The 23,927-nt window shown below is 72.0% G+C and carries 5 protein-coding genes and 1 pseudogene (1 of these 6 cut by a window edge); all 6 read left to right on the plus strand.

All coding sequences use genetic code 11. From position 1 onward, the window contains the following. Positions 1–2,729, plus strand: partial view of a type I polyketide synthase gene (locus AMK21_RS09705; protein WP_073876239.1) — the end only. The gene continues 25,732 nt to the left of window position 1, outside the view; only the last 2,729 of its 28,461 coding nucleotides appear in the window; its start codon lies off the left edge, out of view; the stop codon is at positions 2,727–2,729. 70 nt (positions 2,730–2,799) lie between these two features. Further along, positions 2,800–13,641: pseudogene (locus AMK21_RS09710) on the plus strand (type I polyketide synthase); the annotation flags it as partial. Positions 13,642–13,991: 350 nt separating this feature from the next. Then, positions 13,992–14,747 (plus strand): thioesterase II family protein, encoded by a 756-nt coding sequence (locus tag AMK21_RS09715; RefSeq protein ID WP_073876244.1) that lies wholly within the window; start codon positions 13,992–13,994, stop codon positions 14,745–14,747. A gap of 415 nt (positions 14,748–15,162) precedes the next feature. Further along, positions 15,163–18,057: an ATP-binding protein gene (locus AMK21_RS09720; protein ID WP_073876247.1), complete on the plus strand. Its 2,895-nt coding sequence runs from the start codon at positions 15,163–15,165 to the stop codon at positions 18,055–18,057. A gap of 124 nt (positions 18,058–18,181) precedes the next feature. Then, positions 18,182–20,860, plus strand: a complete 2,679-nt coding sequence (locus tag AMK21_RS09725) for a LuxR C-terminal-related transcriptional regulator (RefSeq protein ID WP_079181117.1) — start codon at positions 18,182–18,184, stop codon at positions 20,858–20,860. Further along, positions 20,850–23,609 carry a helix-turn-helix transcriptional regulator gene (locus AMK21_RS09730; protein ID WP_073876249.1) on the plus strand — a complete coding sequence of 920 codons (2,760 nt, stop codon included), beginning with the start codon at positions 20,850–20,852 and terminating at the stop codon, positions 23,607–23,609. Before AMK21_RS09725 ends, AMK21_RS09730 begins: the two co-directional genes overlap by 11 nt. The last annotated feature ends 318 nt before the right edge of the window (positions 23,610–23,927 follow it).

Here is a 23,927-nt window from a genome sequence, read left to right on the forward strand (position 1 = left end):
TGTCCGTCGCCGCCGTCAACGGCCCCTCCTCGGTGGTGGTCTCCGGCACCGAACAGGCCGTCCACAACGTCGCGGCCCGCCTGGCCGACCAGGGACGCCGCACGAGCCGGCTGCGCGTCTCCCACGCCTTCCACTCACCGCTCATGGAGCCGATGCTCGAAGCGTTCCGCTCGGTCGCCGAGAGCCTGACCTACGCGGCGCCGCGCATCACGGTCGTCTCCAACCTGACGGGCGGACCGGCACAGGCCGAGGAACTGTGCACGCCCGGCTACTGGGTACGCCATGTCCGCGAGGCCGTCCGCTTCGCCGACGGCGTACGCACGCTCGCCGACCGCGGTGTGACCACGTTCCTGGAACTCGGCCCGGACGGCGTGCTGTCCGCGATGGCCCAGGAGAGCGCGTCCGAGGGGACCGTCACCGTCCCGGTCCTGCGCAAGGACCGCGACGAGGAGACCACCCTCGTCGCCGCGCTCGCCCGACTGCACGTCCAGGGCGTGCCCGTGGACTGGCGGCGGTTCTTCGCGGGCACCGGAGCCCGGTGGCTGGACCTGCCGACCTACGCCTTCCAGCGCGGAAGGTTCTGGCCGGACGTCATGCCGGGCGTCACCCCCGCCGACGCGCCCCCGGAGACCGCCACGACGGACCAGGCGTTCTGGAGTGCGGTGGCGCAGGAGGACTTCGCCTCGCTGGAGTCCACCCTCGACGTCGAGTCGGACGCCCTGTCGAAGGTGCTGCCCGCCCTGATGGACTGGCGCGGCCGGCAGCACGACGAGTCGGTCATGGAGGAGTGGCGCCACCGCGTCGTCTGGAAGGCCCTGGCCGGCGGAGCGACCGCCAACCGGAAGGTCCTCACCGGCACCTGGCTGGCCGTGGTACCGGCCGAACTGGCCGAGGACCCCTGGGTGTCCGCCGTACTCGACGCCCTGGACACCGACGTCGTACGCCTGGCCGTGCAGGGAGCCGACCGGGCCGCACTGGCCGCGGAACTGAGCACCCGCGCCGCGGAAGGCACCCGATTGACCGGGGTCCTGTCCCTCCTCGCGCTGAGGGAGAGCGCCCGGGGCAGCGTGCCCGAGGGGACCGCCCTCACCGCCGTACTGCTCCAGGCGCTCGGCGACGCGAGGATCGGCGCGCCCCTGTGGTGCGTCACCCGGGAAGCCGTCGCCACGAACCGCGCGGACACCGTCCGGAGCCCTCTGCAGGCCGCCGTATGGGGGCTCGGCAGGGTCGCCGCACTGGAGTACCCGGAGCGCTGGGGCGGTCTGATCGACCTTCCCGCAACGCTCGACGAGCGGGCAGCCGCCGGCTTCGCCGGAGCACTCGCCGGCCTCGACGGTGAGGACCAGATCGCGGTGCGCACCTCGGCGGTCCTCGCCCGGCGCCTCGTGCGGGCCCCCGGAAAGCGGCCCGCCCGCACCTGGGCCCCGAACGGCACCGTGCTGATCACCGGCGGTACCGGCGCCCTCGGCGGGCACGTCGCCCGCCGGCTCGCCAAGGACGGAGTCCAGCACCTGGTGCTGCTCAGCCGCAGCGGCCCCGCCGCGCCGGCGGCACAACGCCTGCGGGCCGACCTGGACGCCCTGGGCACCTCGGTCACCGTCGCCGCCTGCGACGCCGCCGACCGGGACCAACTGGCCGCCGTCCTCGCCGGCATACCGGCGGAGCACCCGCTCACCGGGGTGGTCCACGCGGCCGGAGTCCTGGACGACGGAGTGCTCGACCGGCTCACTCCGGAGCGGTTCGAGGCGGTGTTCCGATCGAAGGTCGCCCCGGCCCTCCTGCTCGACGAACTGACCCGTGGAGCGGACCTCACGGCGTTCGTCCTCTTCTCCTCCGCCTCGGCGGCCGTGGGCAACCTCGGCCAGGGCAACTACGCGGCGGCCAACTCGGTCCTGGACGCTCTCGCCGAACGGCGCAGGGCCCAGGACCTCCCGGCGACCGCGGTCGCCTGGGGAGCCTGGGACGGTGGCGGCATGGCAGAGGGAACCGGGGCCGAAGAGGCCGCGGCACGCACCGGGGTCGGCGCCATGGCCCCCGCACTGGCCTGCGAGACGATGCTCCGGCTGGTCATGGAGCCCGATCCGACCGCAGTCGTCGCGGAGGTCTCCCTGGACCGCTTCGTCGCCGCCTTCGGCACGGCGCGGCCGAGCCCCCTGCTCCGCGAACTCCCCGGCTACGACCGCATGGCGGCCGCCGCGGCACCCTCGGACACCGAGGCGGAGGGCGGTCTGCGGTACCGGCTCGCGGCCATGTCGGCGAACCGGCGCCTCGAATCCGTCGTGGACCTGGTCCGCACCCAGGCCGCCCGGGTCCTCAGCTACCCGGACAGGGAAGCGGTCGGCGCGGAACGGTCCTTCCGGGACCTCGGGGTCGACTCGCTCGGAGCCGTGGAACTGCGCAACCAGATGAACAGCGCCACCGGCCTCAGCCTCCCCGCCACCCTCGTCTTCGACCACCCCACCCCGACCTCCCTCGCCGAGCACGTACTCGGACAGCTCATCCCCGAGGGCGATGCCGGGACGGACGGCGACGAGGCGGAGATCCGAGCCCTGCTGGCCTCGGTGCCGCTGGAGCGACTGCGGGACATCGGCGTACTGGAGCCACTGCTCCAGCTGGCGGGCCGGGGCGCGAGCACCCCGGCACAGAACGACACGACGGACGAGTCCATCGACTCGATGGCAGTGGCAGACCTGGTCCGGGCCGCGCTCAACGGCCAGTCCGACCTGTAGCGCGAGAGTGACGGAGCAGATGATGAACGCCCCTACCGAGAACGCCCCCACCGCCGGTGTCGTGGAAGCGCTCCGCGCCGCGATGAAGGAGTCGGAGCGGCTGCGGCGACAGAACAGGATGTTCGTCGCCGCGGCCCGGGAACCCATCGCCATCGTGGGAATGAGCTGCCGGTTCCCCGGTGACGTCACCTCGCCCGAAGGACTCTGGGAACTCGTCGCCACCGGCACCGACGCCATCTCCGGCTTCCCCACAGACCGCGGATGGGACCTGGACGCGCTGCGCGCCAGCACCACCGACGCACGGGACACCTCGGTCAGCCAGCAGGGCGGATTCCTCAACCGCGTCGCCGACTTCGACCCCGGCTTCTTCGGGATATCCCCCCGGGAGGCCGCCACCATGGACCCCCAGCAGCGGCTGCTGCTGGAGACCACCTGGGAGGCCATCGAGCGCGCCGGCATCGACGCCACCCGGCTGCGCGGTACCCGTACGGGCGCCTTCATCGGCACCAACGGTCAGGACTACGCCTACCTCCTGGTCAGGTCGCTCGACGACGCGACCGGCGACGTCGGCACCGGCATCGCGGCGAGCGCCGTCTCCGGCCGGCTCTCGTACGCCCTCGGTCTCGAAGGCCCCGCCGTCACCATCGACACCGCGTGCTCGTCGTCCCTCGTCGCCCTCCACCTGGCCGTGCAGTCCCTGCGCAACCAGGAGTGCACGCTGGCGCTCGCCGGCGGCGTGAACGTCATGTCCACCCCCGGCTCGCTCATCGAGTTCAGCCGGCAGGGCGGTCTGGCAAGGGACGGCCGCTGCAAGGCCTTCTCCGAGAACGCCGACGGCACCGGCTGGTCGGAGGGCGCGGGCGTCCTGATGCTGGAGCGCCTCTCGGACGCCGAACGCAACGGGCATCCGGTCCTCGCCGTGATCCGGGGCTCGGCGGTCAACCAGGACGGCGCGTCCAACGGCTTCACCGCCCCCAACGGCCCCTCCCAGCAGCGGGTCATCCGCCAGGCCCTCGCCAACGCCGGTCTCACCCCCGCCGACGTCGACGCCGTCGAGGCACACGGCACGGGCACCCCGCTGGGAGACCCCATCGAGGCCCAGAGCCTCTTGGCGGCGTACGGCCAGGACCGGGAGCACCCGCTGCTCCTCGGTTCGGTCAAGTCCAACATCGGGCACACTCAGGCCGCCTCCGGGGTCGCCGGCGTGATCAAGATGGTCATGGCGATGCGGCACGGCACGGTCCCCAGGACACTCCACGCGGAGGAGCCCTCCTCGCACGTCGACTGGTCGGCGGGCAAGGTCGAACTGCTCACCGAGGCCCGCGCGTGGCCCGACGCGGGCCGTCCCCGCCGCACCGGCGTGTCCTCGTTCGGCGTCAGCGGGACCAACGCGCACGTGATCGTCGAGCAGGCCCCGGCAGCCGTACCGGTCCCCGCCGACGAGACCGCTCCCGTGCGCAGCGCCCGGGCCCTGCCCTGGGTGGTCTCCGGGCGCACCGCCGATGCGCTGCGCGACCAGGCGACCGTGCTGCTGAGCAGGCTGGAGAGCGAACCGGCCCTGCGGGCGGTGGACACGGCACTGACCCTGGCGACGTCCAGGGCGAGCATGGAACACCGCCTCGCCGTCGTCACGGACGAGGACGGCGGTGCGGGGCGCGCGGCGCTGGAGACCTGGCTCGCGAACGGCACGGCGCCGGGTGTCGTCGAGGGCACCGTCTCGGGACGGTCGAAGAGCGCGGTGCTGTTCTCGGGTCAGGGTTCGCAGCGGCTCGGTATGGGTCGTGGGTTGTACGGGGCTTTCCCGGTGTTCGCGGAGGCGTTGGACGCGGTGGTCGCGTTGCTGGACGCGGGGTTGGGGTGTTCGCTGCGTGAGGTGATGTGGGGTGAGGATGCAGGGCTGTTGAACGACACCGGTTTCGCTCAGCCGGCGTTGTTCGCGGTCGAGGTGGCGTTGTTCCGGTTGGTGGAGTCGTGGGGTGTGCGGCCCGACTTCGTGGCCGGTCACTCGATCGGTGAGGTCGCGGCCGCCCATGTGGCGGGGGTGTTGTCGCTGGAGGACGCCTGCGCGCTGGTGGTGGCGCGGGCGCGGCTCATGCGGGCGCTGCCCGAGGGTGGCGCGATGATCGCGGTGCAGGCAACCGAGGACGAGGTCGTGCCGCTGTTGTCCGACGCGGTGTCGATCGCCGCGGTCAACGGGTCGGCTTCGGTGGTGGTGTCCGGTGATGAGGATGCCGTGCTGGAGGTGGCTGCGGGGCTGGCGGAGCTGGGGCGGAAGACGACGCGTCTGCGGGTGTCGCACGCGTTCCACTCGCCGTTGATGGACCCGATGCTGGAGGAGTTCCGCAGCGTGGCCGAGCAGCTGGCTTACGCGCAGCCGGTGATTCCGGTGGTCTCGAATCTGACGGGTCGGGTGGCTTCGGCGGGCGAGCTGTGTTCGGCGGAGTACTGGGTGCGGCACGTCCGTGAGGCCGTCCGCTTCGCCGACGGCGTACAGGCCCTGGCCGAGCACGGCGTGACGAATTACCTGGAACTCGGCCCCGACAGCGTCCTGTCGGCCATGGCCCTGGAATCGGCACCCGACGGAGCGGTGGCCGTACCACTCCTGCGCAGGAACCGAAACGAGGAACTGTCGGCCGTCACCGCACTGGCCCACCTTCACGTGCGTGGCGCAGTGGTCGACTGGACGGCGCTGTTCGCCGGCACCGGAGCGCGGCGGGTCGCACTGCCGACGTATGCCTTCCAACGCGAGTGGTACTGGCCGATCGGCTCGCGGGCCGAATCCGGCGACGTCCGGGCGGCGGGGCTGGAATCGGCCGGGCACCCTCTCCTGGGCGCCTCAGTGGGCCTGGCCGAGGGCGAGGGCGCGCTGTTCACCGCCCGTCTGTCGGTCCAGTCGCATCCGTGGCTCGCCGATCACGCGGTGATGGGCCGCGTCTTGTTGCCGGGGACCGCGTTGCTGGAGCTGGCGTTCCGGGCCGGTGACGAGGTCGGCTGCGACCGGGTCGAGGAACTCACCCTCGCGGCGCCTCTGGTGCTGCCGGAGGGTGACACGGTCCAGGTCCAGGTGCGTGTCGGTGTCGCGGACGATGCCGAGCGGCGCTCGATCACCGTCCACTCCAGGCCTGACCGGGCCGACGGCCCCGGAGAGCAGCCGTGGACGCAGCACGCCACGGGAGTCCTGGCCGTCGGAGACGACGCACTTCCCGTTGTCGGTCTCGGCGCTGCGGAATGGCCGCCCGCCGATGCTGCCGCGCTGGACGTCGACGGCTGCTACGAGCAGTTCGCGGAGCTGGGATTCGCGTACGGTCCGGTGTTCCGGGGGCTGCGTGCCGTCTGGCGGCGGGGTGAGGAGATCTTCGCCGAGGTGAGTCTGCCCGAGGGTGCACGGGATGACGCGGCCGCGTTCGGTCTGCACCCGGCGCTGCTGGACTCCGCTCTGCACGCGTCGCTCCTGGCGGGCGGGGCGGAAGGCGGCGGAGGCGGCCTGCCGTTCTCGTGGGAGGGCGCATCGTTGCACGCGGTGGGCGCCTCCGTACTCCGGGTGCGGCTGGCCCCGGTCGGCAAGGACGCGATGTCCGTGTCCGTCGCCGACGCCTCCGGACGCCTCGTGGCCTCCGTCGACTCCCTTCTCGTACGCGCGCTGTCCGAGGAGCGGTTGACCGGGCCCGGCCGTCCGGGCAGTGACTCGCTGTTCGGTGTCGCGTGGACAACCGTGCCCGCCACGGCCGACCGGAAGGCCCCGGAGCCGGTCGCCGTGCTCGGCCCGGACCGGCACGGGATCACCGGTTTGCTGGAGGAAGGCGGCACAGCCGTCGAAGCGGCCGCCGACCTGGCGTCCCTGGTGGCGGGGGAGACCCCGGTACCGGGCACCGTGCTGGTGGGCATCGCCGGTCCGCCCGGGGCCGGCGTCATCGAGTCGGTTCACGCGCTCACCGCCGAAGTGCTCGCGCTCGTCCAGGAGTGGCTGGCGCAGGACCGCTTCGACGGTTCTCGGCTGGTTCTCGTCACCCGGGGAGCCGTCTCGGTGGACGACGCCACCGTCGCTGACCTGGCCGCCTCCGCCGTATGGGGGCTGGTGCGCTCCGCGCAGACGGAGCATCCGGGGCGCTTCGGACTGCTGGACCTCGGCGACGACGCCGTGTCGCCGTCCGTCCTGCGCCACGCCCTCGACTGCGGTGAACCGCAGCTGGTCGTGCGCGACGACGTCCCCCGTGCGGGACGCCTCACCCGTATGCCCACCCTCGCGAGCGGGGGCGGTAACAGCCCGGTCCCGGCCCGTGACGGTACGTGGTTGATCACGGGTGGTACGGGTGGTCTGGGTGGGGTGTTGGCCCGGCATTTGGTGGTTGAGCGTGGTGTGGGGCGGTTGTTGTTGGTGGGTCGGCGTGGTGTGGGGGCGCCGGGTGTGGGGGCGTTGGTGGAGGAGTTGGAGGGGCTTGGGGCGGTGGTGTCGGTCGTCGCGTGTGATGTGGCGGATCGGGCTGCGCTTGCGGGCGTTGTGGGGGGTGTGGCTGTTGAGCATCCGTTGGTGGGTGTGGTGCATGCGGCGGGTGTGCTGGATGACGGAGTGGTGGGTTCGTTGTCGTCGGAGCGGTTGGCGGGGGTGTTGCGTCCGAAGGTGGATGCGGCGTGGAATCTGCACGAGGTGACGCGTGGTCTGGGTCTGGACGCGTTTGTGGTGTTCTCGTCGGTGGCTGGGGTGTTCGGGGGTGCGGGGCAGAGTGGTTACGCTGCTGGTAATGCGTTCCTGGATGCGTTGGTGGCGTGTCGGAGGGCTGAGGGTCTTTCGGGTGTGTCGTTGGCGTGGGGTCCGTGGGAGCAGTCCGGTGGGATGACCGGTGGTGTGAGTGCTGCGGGGATGGAGCGTCTGGCGCGTTCGGGGATGCCGGCGCTGAGTGTCGAGCAGGGTGTCGCGCTTTATGACGCGGCGCTTGCCACGGGGGAAGCGCTGGTGGTGCCGGTGAACCTGGACCTCGGCGCCCTTCGAGACCAGGCCGAAGTACCGCACCTGCTCAGGGCGTTGATACGAAGCCGTGCACGGCGAAACGCGGTCGCCGGATCGGTGACCGCGACCGGGCTGCTCGCCCGGCTGACGGCGCTGACCGAGGCCGCTCGGCAGGAGCAGCTCCTCGACCTCGTTCGCGGGCAGGTCGCTCTCGTACTGGGCCACGCCGGCGCGACGGCCGTCGACCCCGCCTCGTCCTTCCGCGAGTTGGGCTTCGACTCGCTCACCGCGGTCGAGCTGCGCAACCAGTTGAGCGCGGTGACGGGCCTCCGGCTGACAGCCACGCTCATCTTCGACTACCCGACGGCCGCAGAGCTGGCCGGCCATCTCCACGACGAGCTGTTCGGCATCGGGACCGGCGCCGAGAGCGCGGTCGCGGTGAGGTCGCTGCCCTCCGTGGCCGATGATCCGATCGTGGTCGTGGGGATGAGCTGCCGGTATCCGGGCGGGGTCGCCTCGCCGGAGGAGCTCTGGCGCCTGGTCACCGAGGGCGCCGACGCCGTGTCCGGGTTCCCGACGAACCGCGGCTGGGACCTCGACGGACTCTACGCCTCCGACCCGGACCACGCGGGCACGTCGTACACCCGTCACGGCGGGTTCCTGCACGATGCCGGTGCGTTCGACCCCGCCTTCTTCGGGATGTCGCCGCGTGAGGCGATGGCGACGGACTCGCAGCAGCGGCTGCTGCTGGAAGCCTCGTGGGAGGCGATCGAGACGGCCGGGATCGACCCGATGTCGCTGAGGGGCTCGGCGACCGGGGTGTTCGCCGGTGTGATGTACAACGACTACGGCACCACTCTGAACAGCAAGCAGTTCGAAGGCCACCAGGGGCAGGGCAGCGCGGGAAGCGTGGCCTCGGGCCGGGTGTCGTACACGCTGGGCCTGGAGGGCCCGGCCATGACGGTGGACACGGCGTGTTCGTCGTCGCTGGTGGCGATGCATCTGGCCGCGCAGGCCCTGCGGAGCGGTGAGTGCTCGCTGGCGCTGGCCGGCGGCGTGACGGTTATGTCGACCCCCGGAACCTTCGTGGAGTTCTCGCGTCAGCGGGGTCTGGCCCCTGATGGCCGGTGCAAGGCGTTCTCGGAGTCGGCCGATGGTGTCGGCTGGTCGGAGGGTGTCGGGATGCTGGTGCTGGAGCGGCAGTCGGACGCGGTTCGTAGCGGTCACGAGATCTTGGCGGTGGTGCGGGGTTCGGCGGTGAACCAGGACGGTGCGTCCAACGGTCTGACCGCCCCGAACGGTCCTTCGCAGCAGCGGGTGATCCGTCAGGCGCTGGCCAGTGGTGGGCTCACGCCGGATGATGTGGACGCCGTCGAGGCGCACGGCACCGGCACCACCCTCGGCGACCCCATCGAGGCACAGGCGTTGCTGGCCGCCTACGGCCGCGACCGTGATCCGGAGCGTCCCCTGCTCCTGGGCTCGGTGAAGTCCAACATCGGGCACACCCAGGCTGCCGCCGGTGTCGCGGGTGTCATCAAGATGATCATGGCGATGCGGCACGGAGTGCTGCCGCAGACCCTGCACGTCGACGCTCCGTCCTCGCATGTGGACTGGTCGCAGGGGGCGGTGGAGCTTCTGACGGAGTCCGCCGTGTGGCCGGAGAGGGACCGGGTGCGGCGTGCGGGTGTGTCGTCGTTCGGGATCAGTGGGACGAACGCGCACGTGATCCTGGAGCAGCCGTCTCCGGTGATCCGGGGCACGGTGGTCACGGGCGCCCCCGAGAAGGAGCCGGCGGTGGTGCCGTGGGTGCTCTCCGGCAAGACCCCCGAAGCGTTGCGCGGCCAAGCCGCCCGCCTGCTGTCGACGATGGACAGGACGACGGCTGCCGACACACTGGACGTCGGGTACTCGCTGGCGACGACCCGCTCGGCGTTCGAGCACCGTGCCGTGGTCCTGGCGACCGAGCGCACGGAGGCCGTCCGCGCACTGACGGCGCTTGCCTCCGGCGCTCCCGACGCCTCCGTGGAGTCGGGAGCGGTGCAGGGCGGCAGGACTGCGGCCCTCTTCTCGGGCCAGGGCAGCCAACGCCTCGGCATGGGACGTGAACTGTACGGACGCTTCCCGGCCTTCGCCGAAGCCCTCGACTCCGTACTCGACGTACTCGACGTACTGGGCGTGCTGGACATGGTCGACGGTGCGGCGGCGTGCCCCCTGCGTGAGGTGATGTGGGGTGAGGATGCCGGGCTGTTGAACGACACCGGTTTCGCTCAGCCGGCGTTGTTCGCGGTCGAGGTGGCGTTGTTCCGGCTGGTGGAGTCGTGGGGTGTGCGGCCCGACTTCGTGGCCGGTCACTCGATCGGTGAGATCGCGGCCGCCCATGTGGCGGGGGTGTTGTCGCTGGAGGACTCCTGCGCGCTGGTGGTGGCGCGGGCCCGGCTCATGCGGGCGCTGCCCGAGGGTGGCGCGATGATCGCGGTGCAGGCAACCGAGGACGAGGTCGTGCCGCTGTTGTCCGACGCGGTGTCGATCGCCGCGGTCAACGGGCCGGCTTCGGTGGTGGTGTCCGGTGATGAGGACGCCGTGCTGGAGGTGGCTGCGGGGCTGGCGGAGCTGGGCCGGAAGACGACGCGTCTGCGGGTGTCGCACGCGTTCCACTCGCCGTTGATGGACCCGATGCTGGAGGAGTTCCGCAGCGTGGCCGAGGGGCTGGCCTACGCGGAGCCGGTGATTCCCGTGGTCTCGAATCTGACGGGTCGGGTCGCTTCGGCGGACGAGCTGTGTTCGGCGGAGTACTGGGTGCGGCACGTCCGTGAGGCCGTCCGCTTCGCCGACGGCGTGCGGGCCCTGGCCGAACAGGGGGTGACGACATTCCTCGAACTCGGTCCCGACAGTGTCCTGTCGGCCATGGCCCTGGAATCGGCACCCGACGGAGCGGTGGCCGTACCGCTCCTGCGTAGGAACCGAAACGAGGAACTGACCGCGGTCGCCGCACTGGCCCGCCTGCACGTACACGGGACGGCACTCGACTGGGACGGACTGTTCATCGGTACCGGAGCACGGCGGGTCGCCCTGCCGACGTACGCCTTCCAGCACCAGTGGTTCTGGCCGGCCGGCTCACGAGCCGTCGGCACGCCCGGCGACGTGCGTGCTGCGGGGCTGGGCTCGGCCGAGCACCCGATGCTGGGCGCGGCCGTCGAACTCGCCTCCGGACAGGGGCGGTTGTTCACCGCTCGTCTGTCGGTCCAGTCGCATCCGTGGCTCGCCGATCACGCGGTCATGGACCGGGTCCTCCTGCCGGGGACCGCACTGGTCGAGCTGGCGATCCGGGCCGGTGACGAAGTCGACTGCGGCCGGATCGAGGAGCTGACCCTCGCCGCCCCGCTCACGCTGCCCGAGCGTGGCGCGGTCCAGGTGCAGGTCGCGGTCGGCACCCCCGACGAGTCGGGACGGCGCCCGCTGGACATCTACTCCCGTCCGGAGGGAGCGGCGGATGCGGTCGACGGCCCGTGGTCCCAGCACGCCACCGGCACGCTGACCGGCCACTCCGCGCCCACGGGAACCGGCTTCGACGCGACGGCATGGCCCCCGGCCGGGGCCGAGCCACTGGACGCGGAGGGTTGTTACGAGCAGTTCGCGGAGCTGGGATTCGCGTACGGTCCGGTGTTCCGGGGGCTGCGTGCCGTCTGGCGGCGGGGTGAGGAGATCTTCGCCGAGGTGAGTCTGCCCGAGGGTGCACGGGATGACGCGGCCGCGTTCGGTCTGCACCCGGCGCTGCTGGACTCCGCTCTGCACGCGTCGCTCCTGGCGGGCGGGGCGGAAGGCGGCGGAGGCGGCCTGCCGTTCTCGTGGGAGGGCGTCTCCCTGTACACGACAGGTGCCGCCGCATTGCGCGTACGGCTTGTTCCGGCAGGTGAGGGCGCGGTCTCCGTGTCTGCGGCCGACACCTCCGGGCAGCTGGTCGCTTCCGTCGATTCGCTGCTCCTGCGGGCTGTCTCGGCCGAACAACTGAGTGGGCCCGCCGGTCCCGGCAGGGACATGCTGTTCGGGGTGGACTGGGTGAACATACCGGTCACCGCCGAGCAGGTCACCCCCGAGCCGGTCACTGTTGTCGGTCCGGACGTGCTGGATCTCGTCCCTGCGGTGGCACGGTCGGGCGGGGCGGTCGAAGCGGGCGCCGACCTGGCGTCCCTGGTGGCGGGGGAGACCCCGGTACCGGGCACCGTGCTGGTGGGCATCGCCGGTCCGCCCGGGGCCGGCGTCATCGAGTCGGTCCACGCGCTCACCGCCGAAGTGCTCGCGCTCGTCCAGGAGTGGCTGGCGCAGGACCGCTTCGACGGTTCTCGGCTGGTTCTCGTCACCCGGGGAGCCGTCTCGGTGGACGACGCCACCGTCGCTGACCTGGCCGCCTCCGCCGTATGGGGGCTGGTGCGCTCCGCGCAGACGGAGCATCCGGGGCGCTTCGGACTGCTGGACCTCGACCCCGAGGGCGACGCAGGCGACGGAGCATCGCTCGCCCGGGCGCTGGCGTCCGACGAGCCGCAGCTCGCCCTCCGGGGCGACGGAGTGAGGGCCGCCCGGCTGGACCGCGTCGCCCTTCCGGAGCCGGCGTCCCCGGCCGACGGGGACGCCGGGACGGCGGACCGCCGACGGAGTGACGGTACGTGGTTGATCACGGGTGGTACGGGTGGTCTGGGTGGGGTGTTGGCCCGGCATTTGGTGGTTGAGCGTGGTGTGGGGCGGTTGTTGTTGGTGGGTCGGCGTGGTGTGGGGGCGCCGGGTGTGGGGGCGTTGGTGGAGGAGTTGGAGGGGCTTGGGGCGGTGGTGTCGGTCGTCGCGTGTGATGTGGCGGATCGGGCTGCGCTTGCGGGCGTTGTGGGGGGTGTGGCTGTTGAGCATCCGTTGGTGGGTGTGGTGCATGCGGCGGGTGTGCTGGATGACGGAGTGGTGGGTTCGTTGTCGTCGGAGCGGTTGGCGGGGGTGTTGCGTCCGAAGGTGGATGCGGCGTGGAATCTGCACGAGGTGACGCGTGGTCTGGGTCTGGACGCGTTTGTGGTGTTCTCGTCGGTGGCTGGGGTGTTCGGGGGTGCGGGGCAGAGTGGTTACGCTGCTGGTAATGCGTTCCTGGATGCGTTGGTGGCGTGTCGGAGGGCTGAGGGTCTTTCGGGTGTGTCGTTGGCGTGGGGTCCGTGGGAGCAGTCCGGTGGGATGACCGGTGGTGTGAGTGCTGCGGGGATGGAGCGTCTGGCGCGTTCGGGGATGCCGGCGCTGAGTGTCGAGCAGGGTGTCGCGCTTTATGACGCGGCGCTTGCCACGGGGGAAGCGCTGGTGGTGCCGGTGAACCTGGACCTCGGCACCCTCCGGGCTGCCGGAGACACCCCGCCGCTGCTGCGCGGTCTGATCCGTACACCGGCCCGGCGGACGGCGACGGCCGTTCAGCAGACGGCCGAACCGCTCGCGCAGCGCTTGGCGGCCCTGCCCGGGGAGGAGCGCCGGAGCCTGCTCCTGTCCCTCGTCAGGGAACAGGCGGCCCTCGTGCTCGGGCACCCGGACGGGACGGCGGTCGGGGCCGCACGGCAGTTCCAGGAGCTGGGATTCGACTCCCTGACCGCGGTCGAATACCGGAACCGGCTCAACGCGGCCACCGGGCTGCGTCTGCCCGCCACCCTGCTGTTCGACTACCCCACCCCGGCCGCGGTCGTGGACCATCTGTACTCCCGCCTGGTGGCGGAAGAAGCGGACGGTGCCGGAGCGGTGCTCGCCGTGCTCGACCGGCTGGAGAAGACGATCACCGAAATGACCGTCGACGCCCAGGAGTTCAAGCACGTCGCCGGACGGATCGAGGTGCTGCGGACGAAGTGGGCGGCGCTGGGGCAGGACGCGCCCCGTGACTCGGGCGAGCTGGACCTGGACGCGGCGTCGGACGACGACGTGTTCGCACTCCTCGACGACGAGCTCGGCCTGTCCTGACCGTGAGGTTCCGGGCAGCGATGTCCCCCCGCTGCCCGGACCCGCAACAGGTGGCGGAGCCGGCCCGGGCGATATCCGCGCAGAGTCTAGGGAAATTCCCACTGTCCGCCCTAGTGGAATGGGGGGTGCCGGTAATCGGACCGGCACCCCGGCGGTCGGGCGAGGCCGACGACGTGAGTGGTCGCTCGCTCCGTTGGGCGGGAGAGGCGCATGTTGCTTTCGGGTACATCGGCCGGACCATGGTGCCCGTGGTGTGACACCGCCCCCTCTGCCCCGCTGTCACAGGCAGGCAGACCTGGACCGCTGTCCGGTCCCGGCTGCTCGCCCCAGCTCCAGGAGGATGCAACGCGATGACGATGTCCACCGAGGAGAGCCTCTGGGCGCGGTGCTTCCATCCGGCACCGTCCAGCTCGGAACAACTCTTCTGTTTCCCCCACGCGGGTGGCTCGGCGTCTTTCTACTTCCCCGTCTCCGCCCAACTGTCTTCCGTGGCCGAGGTGTACTCGGTGCAGTACCCCGGCCGCCAGGACCGGCGGAAGGAAACCGGCCCCAGCGATATCGGGATCATGGCCGACCAGGTGTACGAGGCGCTGCGAGAACAGCTCCGAGCCCGGCCGACCACCTTCTTCGGGCACAGCATGGGAGCGACGATCGCCTTCGAGGTCGCCCGGCGCTTCGAGGCCGATGGCGGTGAACTCTCCCACCTGTTCGCCTCGGGCCGACGCGCACCCTCACGTCATCGTGAGGAGAACGTGCACATCCGGAGCGACGACGGCATCGTCGCCGAACTCAAGCTCCTGTCCGGTACGAACTCGGCGCTGCTCGGCGACGAGGAGATCCTGCGCATGATCCTCCCCGCCATCCGTAGTGACTATCAAGCCATTGAGACCTACCGTTGCGATCCGGCGACGACGATCCGGGCCCCCATCTCCGCGCTGACCGGCGACGACGACCCGAAGACCTCCCTGGATGAGGCGGGGGACTGGCGTCGCCACACGACGGGCGCCTTCGATCTCCACACCTTTCCCGGTGGGCACTTCTATCTGAGCGCCCAGGCGCCGGCGGTCCTCACGCTCCTGCGGAAACATCTGTCCGCTTCGGCATAGGGGGCCGTCCCTGTGGGAGCGGCCGGTCGCGCGGCGTTCACGCTTCACGTGACCGCTCTCCTCAGAGGGGCATTCTCAGCCACCGTATGCACCTTCGAGCTGCGCGGGAGCTGCGCGGTGGCCTGGACCTGGTGATCGTTCTGTCAGAATATCTTCTTCCTCGGCCCCCCACCCGTCCGGTTCTCCGGAGGAGAAGGTGCTGTCAGGATGCGCGAGTGTCGCGTCCTGCGGATGTGTCCAGGCTCCGAGGGGGTAGTGGTCCGGTGGGAGGTCCGACTGCTTGATCAGGTTCGCTCGCGGTAGGCGATACGTGCCGGAACGAGCCTTGCGCGGCGCGGGAAACTATGGCTGCGCGCCCGTCGAACGCAGGCCACTCGACAGTTGTCGAATCCCCCCGAGAGGTGAGGAGACCGTCATGCCGGTACAGGCCGAACGCGAGGGTTCGCGCGGTGCTCTGGTCGGCCGCGCCGATGAGCTGAATCTGCTCGGCCGACGGGCGGAGACGACGCGCGCCGGGCGAGCGGGACTGGTGATGCTCTCCGGACCGGCAGGGATGGGGAAGACCAGTCTGCTTCGCACCTTCCTGCGGAGCGAGGCCTGCCACGACATGACGGTGCTGTACGGTGCCTGCGCCGAAACCGCCGCAGGCACCGGATACAGCGGCGTACGCGCGTTGTTCGGCCCGCTGGGGCTGAGCGGCAGTGACGCGGCTGACCTGCCTCTCCTCCGCGGGTTCGCCCGCCGGGCCCTGCCCGCGCTGACGGCCCAGCAGGTCGGCCGGGAGGGACCGGCCGCCGCCTATCCGGTGCTGCACGGGCTGTACTGGCTCGCAGCCGAACTGATGGCGGAGCGACCGCTCGTCCTCGTCCTCGACGATGTGCACTGGTGCGACGAACGCTCCCTCGGCTGGGTGGACTTCCTGCTGCGGCGCGCGGACGACCTGCCGCTCCTGGTGTTGCTGGCCCACCGGAGCGAGGCCGAGCTCGCCCCGGCCGTACTGACGGACATCGCCGCACAACACGACCCCACCCTGATCCGGCTCGCCCCGCTCGCGCGCACGGCCGTCGGCGAGATGGCCCGGCGGATCTTCCGGACACCTGCCGAAGACGTCTTCATCGAACGCGCCGCCGCCGTGTCGGGCGGCAACCCCCTGACCCTCGGCAGGCTGCTGAGCGAGCTGAACGCCGAAGGCGTGCGGCCGGACTCCACGGGCCTGCGGCGGGTGGGCGAGGTGGGCGGCCAGGTGGTCGCGTCCTCCGTGGGCGCGCTGCTGGACGGCCGGCCGCGCTGGGTGCGCGGCGTGGCCACCGCCGTCGCGGTCCTCGGCGACGAGACCCCGGAACTGATCGGCATGCTCGCCGACGTCCCGCCGGCCCTCGTGAAGGAGGGGATCGCCACCCTGCGGCGCGCCGAGATCATCGCGGCGGACCGTACGGACCTGGTGCACGACGTCGTGCGCTCGGCCGTACTCGCCCCGATGGACGCCGAAGTGCTGGCCGCGCTGCGCACCAAAGCGGCCCTGTTGCTCAACGACGCGGGCAGGCCCGCCGAGGAAGTCGCGGGCAGGCTCATGCTGTTGCCCGCCCTGACACAGCCGTGGATGCCGGCGGCGCTCTGCGACGCGGCTGTCCAGGCCCAGGGGCGAGGAGCCCCCGAGGCCGCCGCGCGCTATCTGAGGCGGGTGCTGGAGGCGGAGCCGGACAGCGTTGCGGTACGCATCCAGATGGCGGCCGCGCTCGCCGAGATCGACCCGGCGGAAGCGGCCCGGCTGATGGAGGAGGCGCTCCCGCTCGCCGCGGACGTACGGACGAAGGCGATGGTCGCCCTGCGGTTCGGGATGCTCTGCCTGGCACTGCAGCGGTCCCCCGAAGGCGTACGGGTCCTCGCGGAGGTGCTGACCGAACTGGAGGCCGAGCTCGGGCCCGCTCCGGACCCGGCCGACCGCGAACTGCACACCTTCGTGGAGTCGGTGCTGCTGATCATCGGGGCGGACGAGAAGGCGACCGTCGCGGCGACCCTCGACCGGGCCTCACGGCTGGACCCGCCGCCCGGCGACACGCCGGCCCAGCGGCAGATGCTCGCGATGATGACCGTACTGGCCGCGATGGACGGCCGTTCGGCGGAGCGGACCGTCGGCCACGCCCGTCGCGCGCTCACCTCGCCGGGGACCGCGCTGGAGGGGTGGTCGTCGGTCTCGTCGGCCTTCGCTCTCAGCCTCGCCGACGAGGTCGACGAGTCGCTGGAGGCGCTCGACCGACTGCTCGAGTTCAGCCAGGAGAACGCGGCGATGTGGACGTACGTGCTCGGGCTGGCCACCCGCGCCCTGGTGCTGCACGGTGCGGGCGCCTACCCGGACGCTCTCGCCGACGCGCAGACCGCGGTCGAGATCGCAGGCGAGGAGCGGTGGGGCGACGGCAGCGCGCTGCCGCAGATCGCGTTCGCGACCGTGCTCGTCGAGCGCGGCGAGTCCGAACAGGCGGAGACGGTGCTGGCGGGCATCAGGAGGAGCGGGATGGAGCGGTTCGTGCTGCAGTACCACCTGTACCTGATGACCCGTGCCCGCGCCCGCTGGGCACGGGGCGACCGGGAAGCCTCACTCGGGCTGTACCTGGAGTGCGGCCGTTCCCTGGAGCAGTCCCGTTTAACCAACGCCGTGTTCGTTACCTGGTGGGCCGAGGCCGCCTGTCTGCTCGCGGTGATGAACCGGGGTGACGAGGCCCGTGACCTGAGCGCGCACGGCGATGAGCTGGCCCGGAGCTGGGGCACCTCCCGGTCCCGGGGGCTCGCGGCCCTCGCCCGGGGCGCCATCGCACCCGGAGGCTCCGGCCTCGACACGCTCACCGAAGCCGTGTCCGCGCTGGCCGATTCGCCCGCCAGAGGGGACCACGCCAGGGCCGAATTCGTCCTGGGCCGGGCCCTGCTCAGGACCGGCGACCAGCGGGGAGCCCGTGAGCATCTGCGTGCCGCCACCGACCTCGCCCAGCGCTGCGGCGCCCTCGCGCTCGCCGGGGACGCGCGCAGGATGCTGGTCACCGCCGGCGGCAGAATGCGGAAGATGAGCGCGTCACCGCTCGACATGCTGACCGGGATGGAGCGCAGAGTGGCAGGGCTCGCGGCGGCGGGGGCCAGCAACCGTTCGATAGCGGAGAGCCTCTTCCTCACGGTCCGGACCATCGAGACCCATCTGACCAGTGTGTACCGGAAGCTGGGGGTGAGCGGGCGTACCGAACTCGGCTCCGCTCTGCGCACACCGAACATCCCCGACGGGCAACCGCCCGGCCGGAGAACCGACACACGCCGGCGCGGCTGAGGCGGTGCGTGTGACGAGCCTGAGCGACAGCGGCGTGACCACGCCGTACCCAGAGCTGTCCGGAGACGGGCCGGACGGCCCTCACCGGGATACGGATCTGCTCGAACAGGAGCAGGCGCAACGAGTGTTGACGTCCCTGCTCCTGGCACTGGCCAGGGGGCGTTCCGGTGTCGTGACGCTGGCCGGGAGAGCGGGCCACGCGCAGAACGGGCTGCTGCGTTGGGCGACCGGGCGCGCCCGGTCGGACGGGCTGCGCGTGCTCCGAGCGCAGGCGGCACCGGACGACCGGGACCAGCCCCTCGGCGCGTCGGCAGCGTTCATGACAACGATGGCAGACCGGTCCGAGTCGGCCGGGGCGTTCCCCGCCACGCTCGACCGGATCGGAACAGCCCCGCCCACCCTGGTCGTCATGGAGGACACCCAGTGGCTGGACCCCGGCTCCCTGTCCTGGCTGCGCGCCTTGGTCCTGCGACTCGCCCCCGACACCCCCGTTGCCGTGCTGACCAGCGGCAGCGGAGCCTCGGCCGGCGCGCGGTCCTGGTTGGACCCGGTGGTTGCCTCCTCGGTCCCCACTCAGCGACTCCTGGTGCGCGGGCTGACCCGTCAGGGCGTCGCCGCCATGGTGGAGACGGTCTGTGACAGGCCCGGCGACCCACGGTTCGTCGCGGCGGCCGCCACGGCGACCGATGGCAACCCCGCCGTACTCCGCGACGTACTCGACCGCTTCACCGGCCTGGGCCACACACCGGTCGCCGCGCGGCTCGCCGAACTGCGTACCCTCGCCGACGCCGCCGTCGGAGACCACGCGACCCGTGCGCTCAGCTGCCTTCCCGCGAAGTCGGCCGACCTCATGCGGGCTTTGGCCGTGGGCGGCGATCTGCTGGGTTTCCCCCTCATCCGTACGCTGGCCGGTCTGGAACCCGAAAGCGCCCAGGAACTGCGGACCATGCTCGGAGCCGACGGGCTCATCGTCACCGGCGGCACGAGGACACAGGTCCGTCACCCGGCGATACGGAACCGGGTGCTGGAGGGCATGAGCGCCGAGGAGCGCACCCGGCTCCACTCCCGAGCCGCCGTACTGGCCCACCGGGCCGGGGCGGACGACGAGGACACGGCCCGCGTCCTGCTCCGCACGCCGCCCCTCGGCGCACCCTGGGTGGTCACCACGCTCCGCCGGTGCTTCGCCAAGGCGATGGACGCGGGCGACCACAGCCGGGCCACCGCCTGCCTGGTCCGGGCCCTGCGAGAGCCGCTGGAGCCGGGCCAACGTACCCGGCTCACCATGGAACTCGCCGCTGCCGAGGCGATCTCGGCACCCCTTGCGGGGGACCGCAGGCTCGGCGAGCTGATCGGTTCCGGCAGCGCCGCCGCCGGTCTGCGCGCTCACGCCGTCGACATCGGTCTCGCCCGCGGGAACGGTGACTGGGCGCGCCGGACGGCCGCCGAAGCGCTGTCCCGCTCCCGGCCGGACGAGAAGGACGGTCTGACCGCGCTGTTCTGGTTGGCGGACGATGCCATGGGCGATCCCGGGTGCGCGCTGCCCGCCGTACCCGCGCTGCCCGGCCGGCCCTCGGCCCCCGCCCAGGCGGGCGTCCGCGCCTGGCAGCTCGCCGTCCGGGGCCAGGACCTGACCGCCACCCGAGAGCTTGCCCGTGCCGCGCTCGCGGGCGACAGCCCGTACACGGCACCGGCCCTGCCCAGGATCGCCGCCTGCCGGGCGTTGGTCCTCACCGACGACCACGAGGAGGCGGACGGCGAGCTGGACCGGCTGCTCACGGTCCTGCGGCGGGACCATCGCAGGGCCGCCGCCGCGCAGGCGCTGACCGTGCGGGCCGACCTGGCCATGCGCGCCGGTCGGTTCGACGCCGTCGAACGGGAGCTGGACGCCGCCGACCAGGCCCTGCCCGCGGCGAAGCGGCACCCGCTCATCGCCCCGGCCGTCACCGCCCTGCGCATCCACGTCGCGCTGGAAACCGGGCGCGAGGCGTCGGCGCGGGCCCTCGCCGCGGCCCCGGCGCCGCCCGGCGCGGAACGGGGGATGGACTGGGCCGCTTTACTCTTCGCCAGGGCACGGGTCTTCGCCCACGAGAAGCGCTGGGCCGAGACGGCCGAGCTCTCCAAGGAGTGCGGGCGCCGTCTGCTCAGCGCCCAGTGGAGCAATCCCGCGCTGCTCAGCTGGCGCGCCCAGGCCGCGGAGGCCTTGTACGCTCTGGGCGACGTCGACGAGGCCGCACGGCTGAGCGCGGAGAACGCGCGGCTCTCCCTTCGCTGGGGATCAGCGAGCACACTCGGCCTGGCTCACCTGTGGAGCGCCCCGTTGACCGGCTCCGGCCCGGGGCCCGCGGGCGGCGCGCGCGAGGCGGTGAGGATACTGCGCGACTCGCCCTCCCGGCTGCTGTACGCATGGGCACTGGTCCAGGTGGCCGCCGGCCAGTTGGAGAGCGGGGACGCCGCCGCGGCCCGACTCTCCCTGGCCCGGCTCTCGGGGCTCCGCGCGGCCTATCCGTCGAGCCGCCTCGCTGTCTCGGTGAACGCGCTCGCGGAGCGACTAGAACGCCCGCCGGGGCCCGCGGGCCCCGCCCTGCCCCCGGAATGGATGTCACTCTCCGAGGCCGAACAGCGCACCGCTACCCTCGCCGGGTGCGGGCACGGCAACCGGGAGATCGCCGCGCTGCTCTCGGTGAGCAGACGCACCGTGGAACTGAGACTGAGCAACGCCTACCGCAAGCTCCGCCTGAACGGGCGAGAGGAACTGTGCCGGTTGACGCACGACATGGGAGAGCGGTCGAGCGATGCTTCATGAACGGGCACCGGAACTGTCCCGTCTGACAGCCGCTCTGAGCGCCGCGACCCCGGGCGCATCGACGGTGACGGTGCTGTCCGGGCCGCTCGGGATCGGGCGCACGGCTCTGCTGCGCGAACTGCCCGCCGCCCTGCCCGGCGAGGACGTCCGCGTTCTGCGGGCGAACGCGGCCCCAGCCGAACAGCACTTCGCGTACGGGGTGGTGCGGCAACTGCTCGACAGCATGCTGTCCGGCGCCTCCCGTCAGGACCGCGAACGATGGCGGGACCAGCCGGGGCCGGCCGAGCGGTTGATGTCCGGCATCGACGATCCGGCGGCCTTCGAGCCGAGCCCCGAAGCCCTGCGCCCGCTGCTCGCGGACTTCTGCGGCGACGCTCGGCTGCTCATCCTCCTCGATGACCTCCAGTGGTCGGACCCCGCATCCCTCAGGTGGCTCGTCCGCCTGGTGAAAGAGCCCGGAGACCTGTGCGCCGCGCTCGTCTGCTCGTTGCGCGACGGCGAGCAGGGCACAGGACACCCCCTCGTCGGGCAGCTCTCCGGCTCGGCCGCGCAGACGCTGCGTCTCGCCCCCCTCTCGCTCGACGCCACCCGGGCCGTGATCGCCGAGCACTGCGGCCCCGGCGCCCATGAGGAGTACGTACGCGCCTGTCACGAGGCGGCCCGCGGCAATCCGCTGTTCCTGACGTCGATCCTGCTGAGCACGGCCGTGAGCGGCCCGGCCCCGACCGCCGAGCAAGCCCGCCAGGTGCGCACCGTGCGGCCCGCCGGGCTCCGTGAACGGCTGGCGAGCTATCTGCGGACCGGTCCGCAGGCGGTACGCGACACGGCCTCGGCCGTCGCCGCGCTCGGCGGCCACGGCGGTCCCGGTCTCGTCCCGGAACTCGCCGGACTGGACGAGATCGGCTACGGAGCCGCCCGGCGCGCGCTGTGCGAGGCGGGGCTGCTGGCCGACGCGCCCGAACCACGCTTCACCCATCCCGCGGTGCGGGAAGCCGTCGAGTCCGCCCTGTCGGTCGTGGAACGCGAGCACTGGCACGCCGCCGCCGCGGATCTGCTGTTCTCCAGCGGCAGGCCCGCCGACGAGGTCGCCGACCACATGATGGACGTCACGGCCTGCGGGCGCCCCTGGTCGGTGATGGCGCTGCGGGCGGCGGCCGACGACGCGCTGCGCGGGGGCGCACCGGAGAACGCCGCCTGCTATCTGCGCCGAGCGCTGCTCGCACACCGTACGCAGGACGAGAGCCGGGCCGCACTCCTCGTCGAACTGGCCACCGCGGAGCGAGGCTTCGACCCCGAGGCGTGCCGGCGCCATGTCGTGCAGGCCCTGCCGCTGCTCAATACGGCGAGGGACCGGGCGGCCGCTGTCCTGCGCATACCGCCCCTCCTGCTCGGCGCCGCGCATTCCTCCGTGCCCGAGCTGTTGAGCGACGCCCTGGACGAGACGGCCCCGTTCGCGGGAGAGGACGCGCAGGCCCGCGAGACGGCGTTGCGGCTGGAGGCCCGGATGAGGCACTGCGGCCACGAGAACCCGGGCGAGCTCGCCGCCGCGACGGAACGCCTGCGCGGCCTGGGGGATCAACCACCGGTCGGCTCCGCGGCCGAACGCGAACTGCTGACCGTGCTGGTCTTCTCCGCGACACTGGTCGGGGCGTTGCCCGCCGCGGACGCGGCTCGCACGGCGGGTCTCGTCCTGGAACGCGAACCGGCGGTACCAGGGGGCGCGCACACCGTGCTCCCGCTGGCCGTCATCACCCTGTTCACCAGCGAATCGGTACGGGAGGTGGCCTCGTGGCTGTCCTCCGCACAGTGGCCCGGCGTGCCGCACGCCACGGACGCCGACGGCGTACTCCTCTTCGCCGCGCGGGCGTTCGTGCTCGTCTCGCAAGGCAGACCTACCCTGGCACGCGAGTACGTCGAACGAGCCATGGCCGCGGCCGACACGGACTGGCGCGAGGCGTCGATGATGATCCTCACCACCGTCGCCCTCGAATTGCGTGACACGGCGCTGAGCGAGGGGATCCTGGCCCGTGCCAGACGGCGCGGGGCGACCGGGCTGGCTCTCACGGCGTCACTGCAGATCCTCCAGGCGTCGGTGGACGCCCAACGGGGCCTGCGGGCCACAGCCCTGGAACGGCTGCTCGCCTGCGGACGTCAACTGGACCACTCCGGCTGGCGCAACTCGGCGCTGTTCCCCTGGCGTTCGCAGGCCGTCGGCCTCTACCAGCGGCTCGGCGACGACGCCGCCGCCCTGCGGCTCGCCGAGGAGGAGCTCGCCTGGGCCACCGAATGGGGAGCCCCCGCCGCGCTCGGCCGGGCCCTGCGGCTGAAGGGCCGGCTCCAGGGAGCCCGGGGAATCCCCCTCCTGCGCGACGCGGCCACCGTGCTGCGCGCTTCGCAGTTCCGGCTCGAACTCGCCAGGACGCTCGTCCTCCTGGGCCGGCAGCTCGGCAGCGGGGCCGAGGCGGAGGCTGCACTCCGCGAGGCGGGTGCCATCGCGGCGGCCTACGGCGCCCCATGGCTGGTCGAACAGGCCGAGCACGGACTCGGCACCGCCCGTGCCCCGAAAGCCGCACATCTCACCCGAAGCGAGCGAAAGGTGATCGCTCAGGTGAACAGGGGCCTCACCAACCAGGAGATTGCGGATGAACTCGGAGTGAGTTCGCGAGCAGTCGAGAAACATCTGACGAATTCCTACCGGAAGCTCGGCATCTCGGGCCGGCACGAGCTGGCAGGAGCGCTGCCTGCGTAGACAGCGACATCTGGCTTTCACGTTAATGGCGCGCCGTGTGATGGTGCTGCGGGTATTTCAACGGCGACCGTGCGAGCGTGCACGAACCACACATCCTCCTCAAGTCCTGGCCCCATTGTGCCCGCTGGCTCAAAGGCTCCGCCCGGCATGCCTGATTCTTCCCCTGTGAGCGCACCCGCATTGCGGACCGAACCTCCCGCGGTTCGGACCACAGCATTAGCCTTCTGTGCCGAGGGCTCGTTGACGGGTGCGTCGTGGATTACCTAGTCTCCGGTCTGTAAATGGAGAACCCGTCAATGGCGGCGCGTGAGGTCGGAC

The organism is Streptomyces sp. CB00316 (assembly GCF_001905595.1).
Lineage (GTDB): Bacteria > Actinomycetota > Actinomycetes > Streptomycetales > Streptomycetaceae > Streptomyces.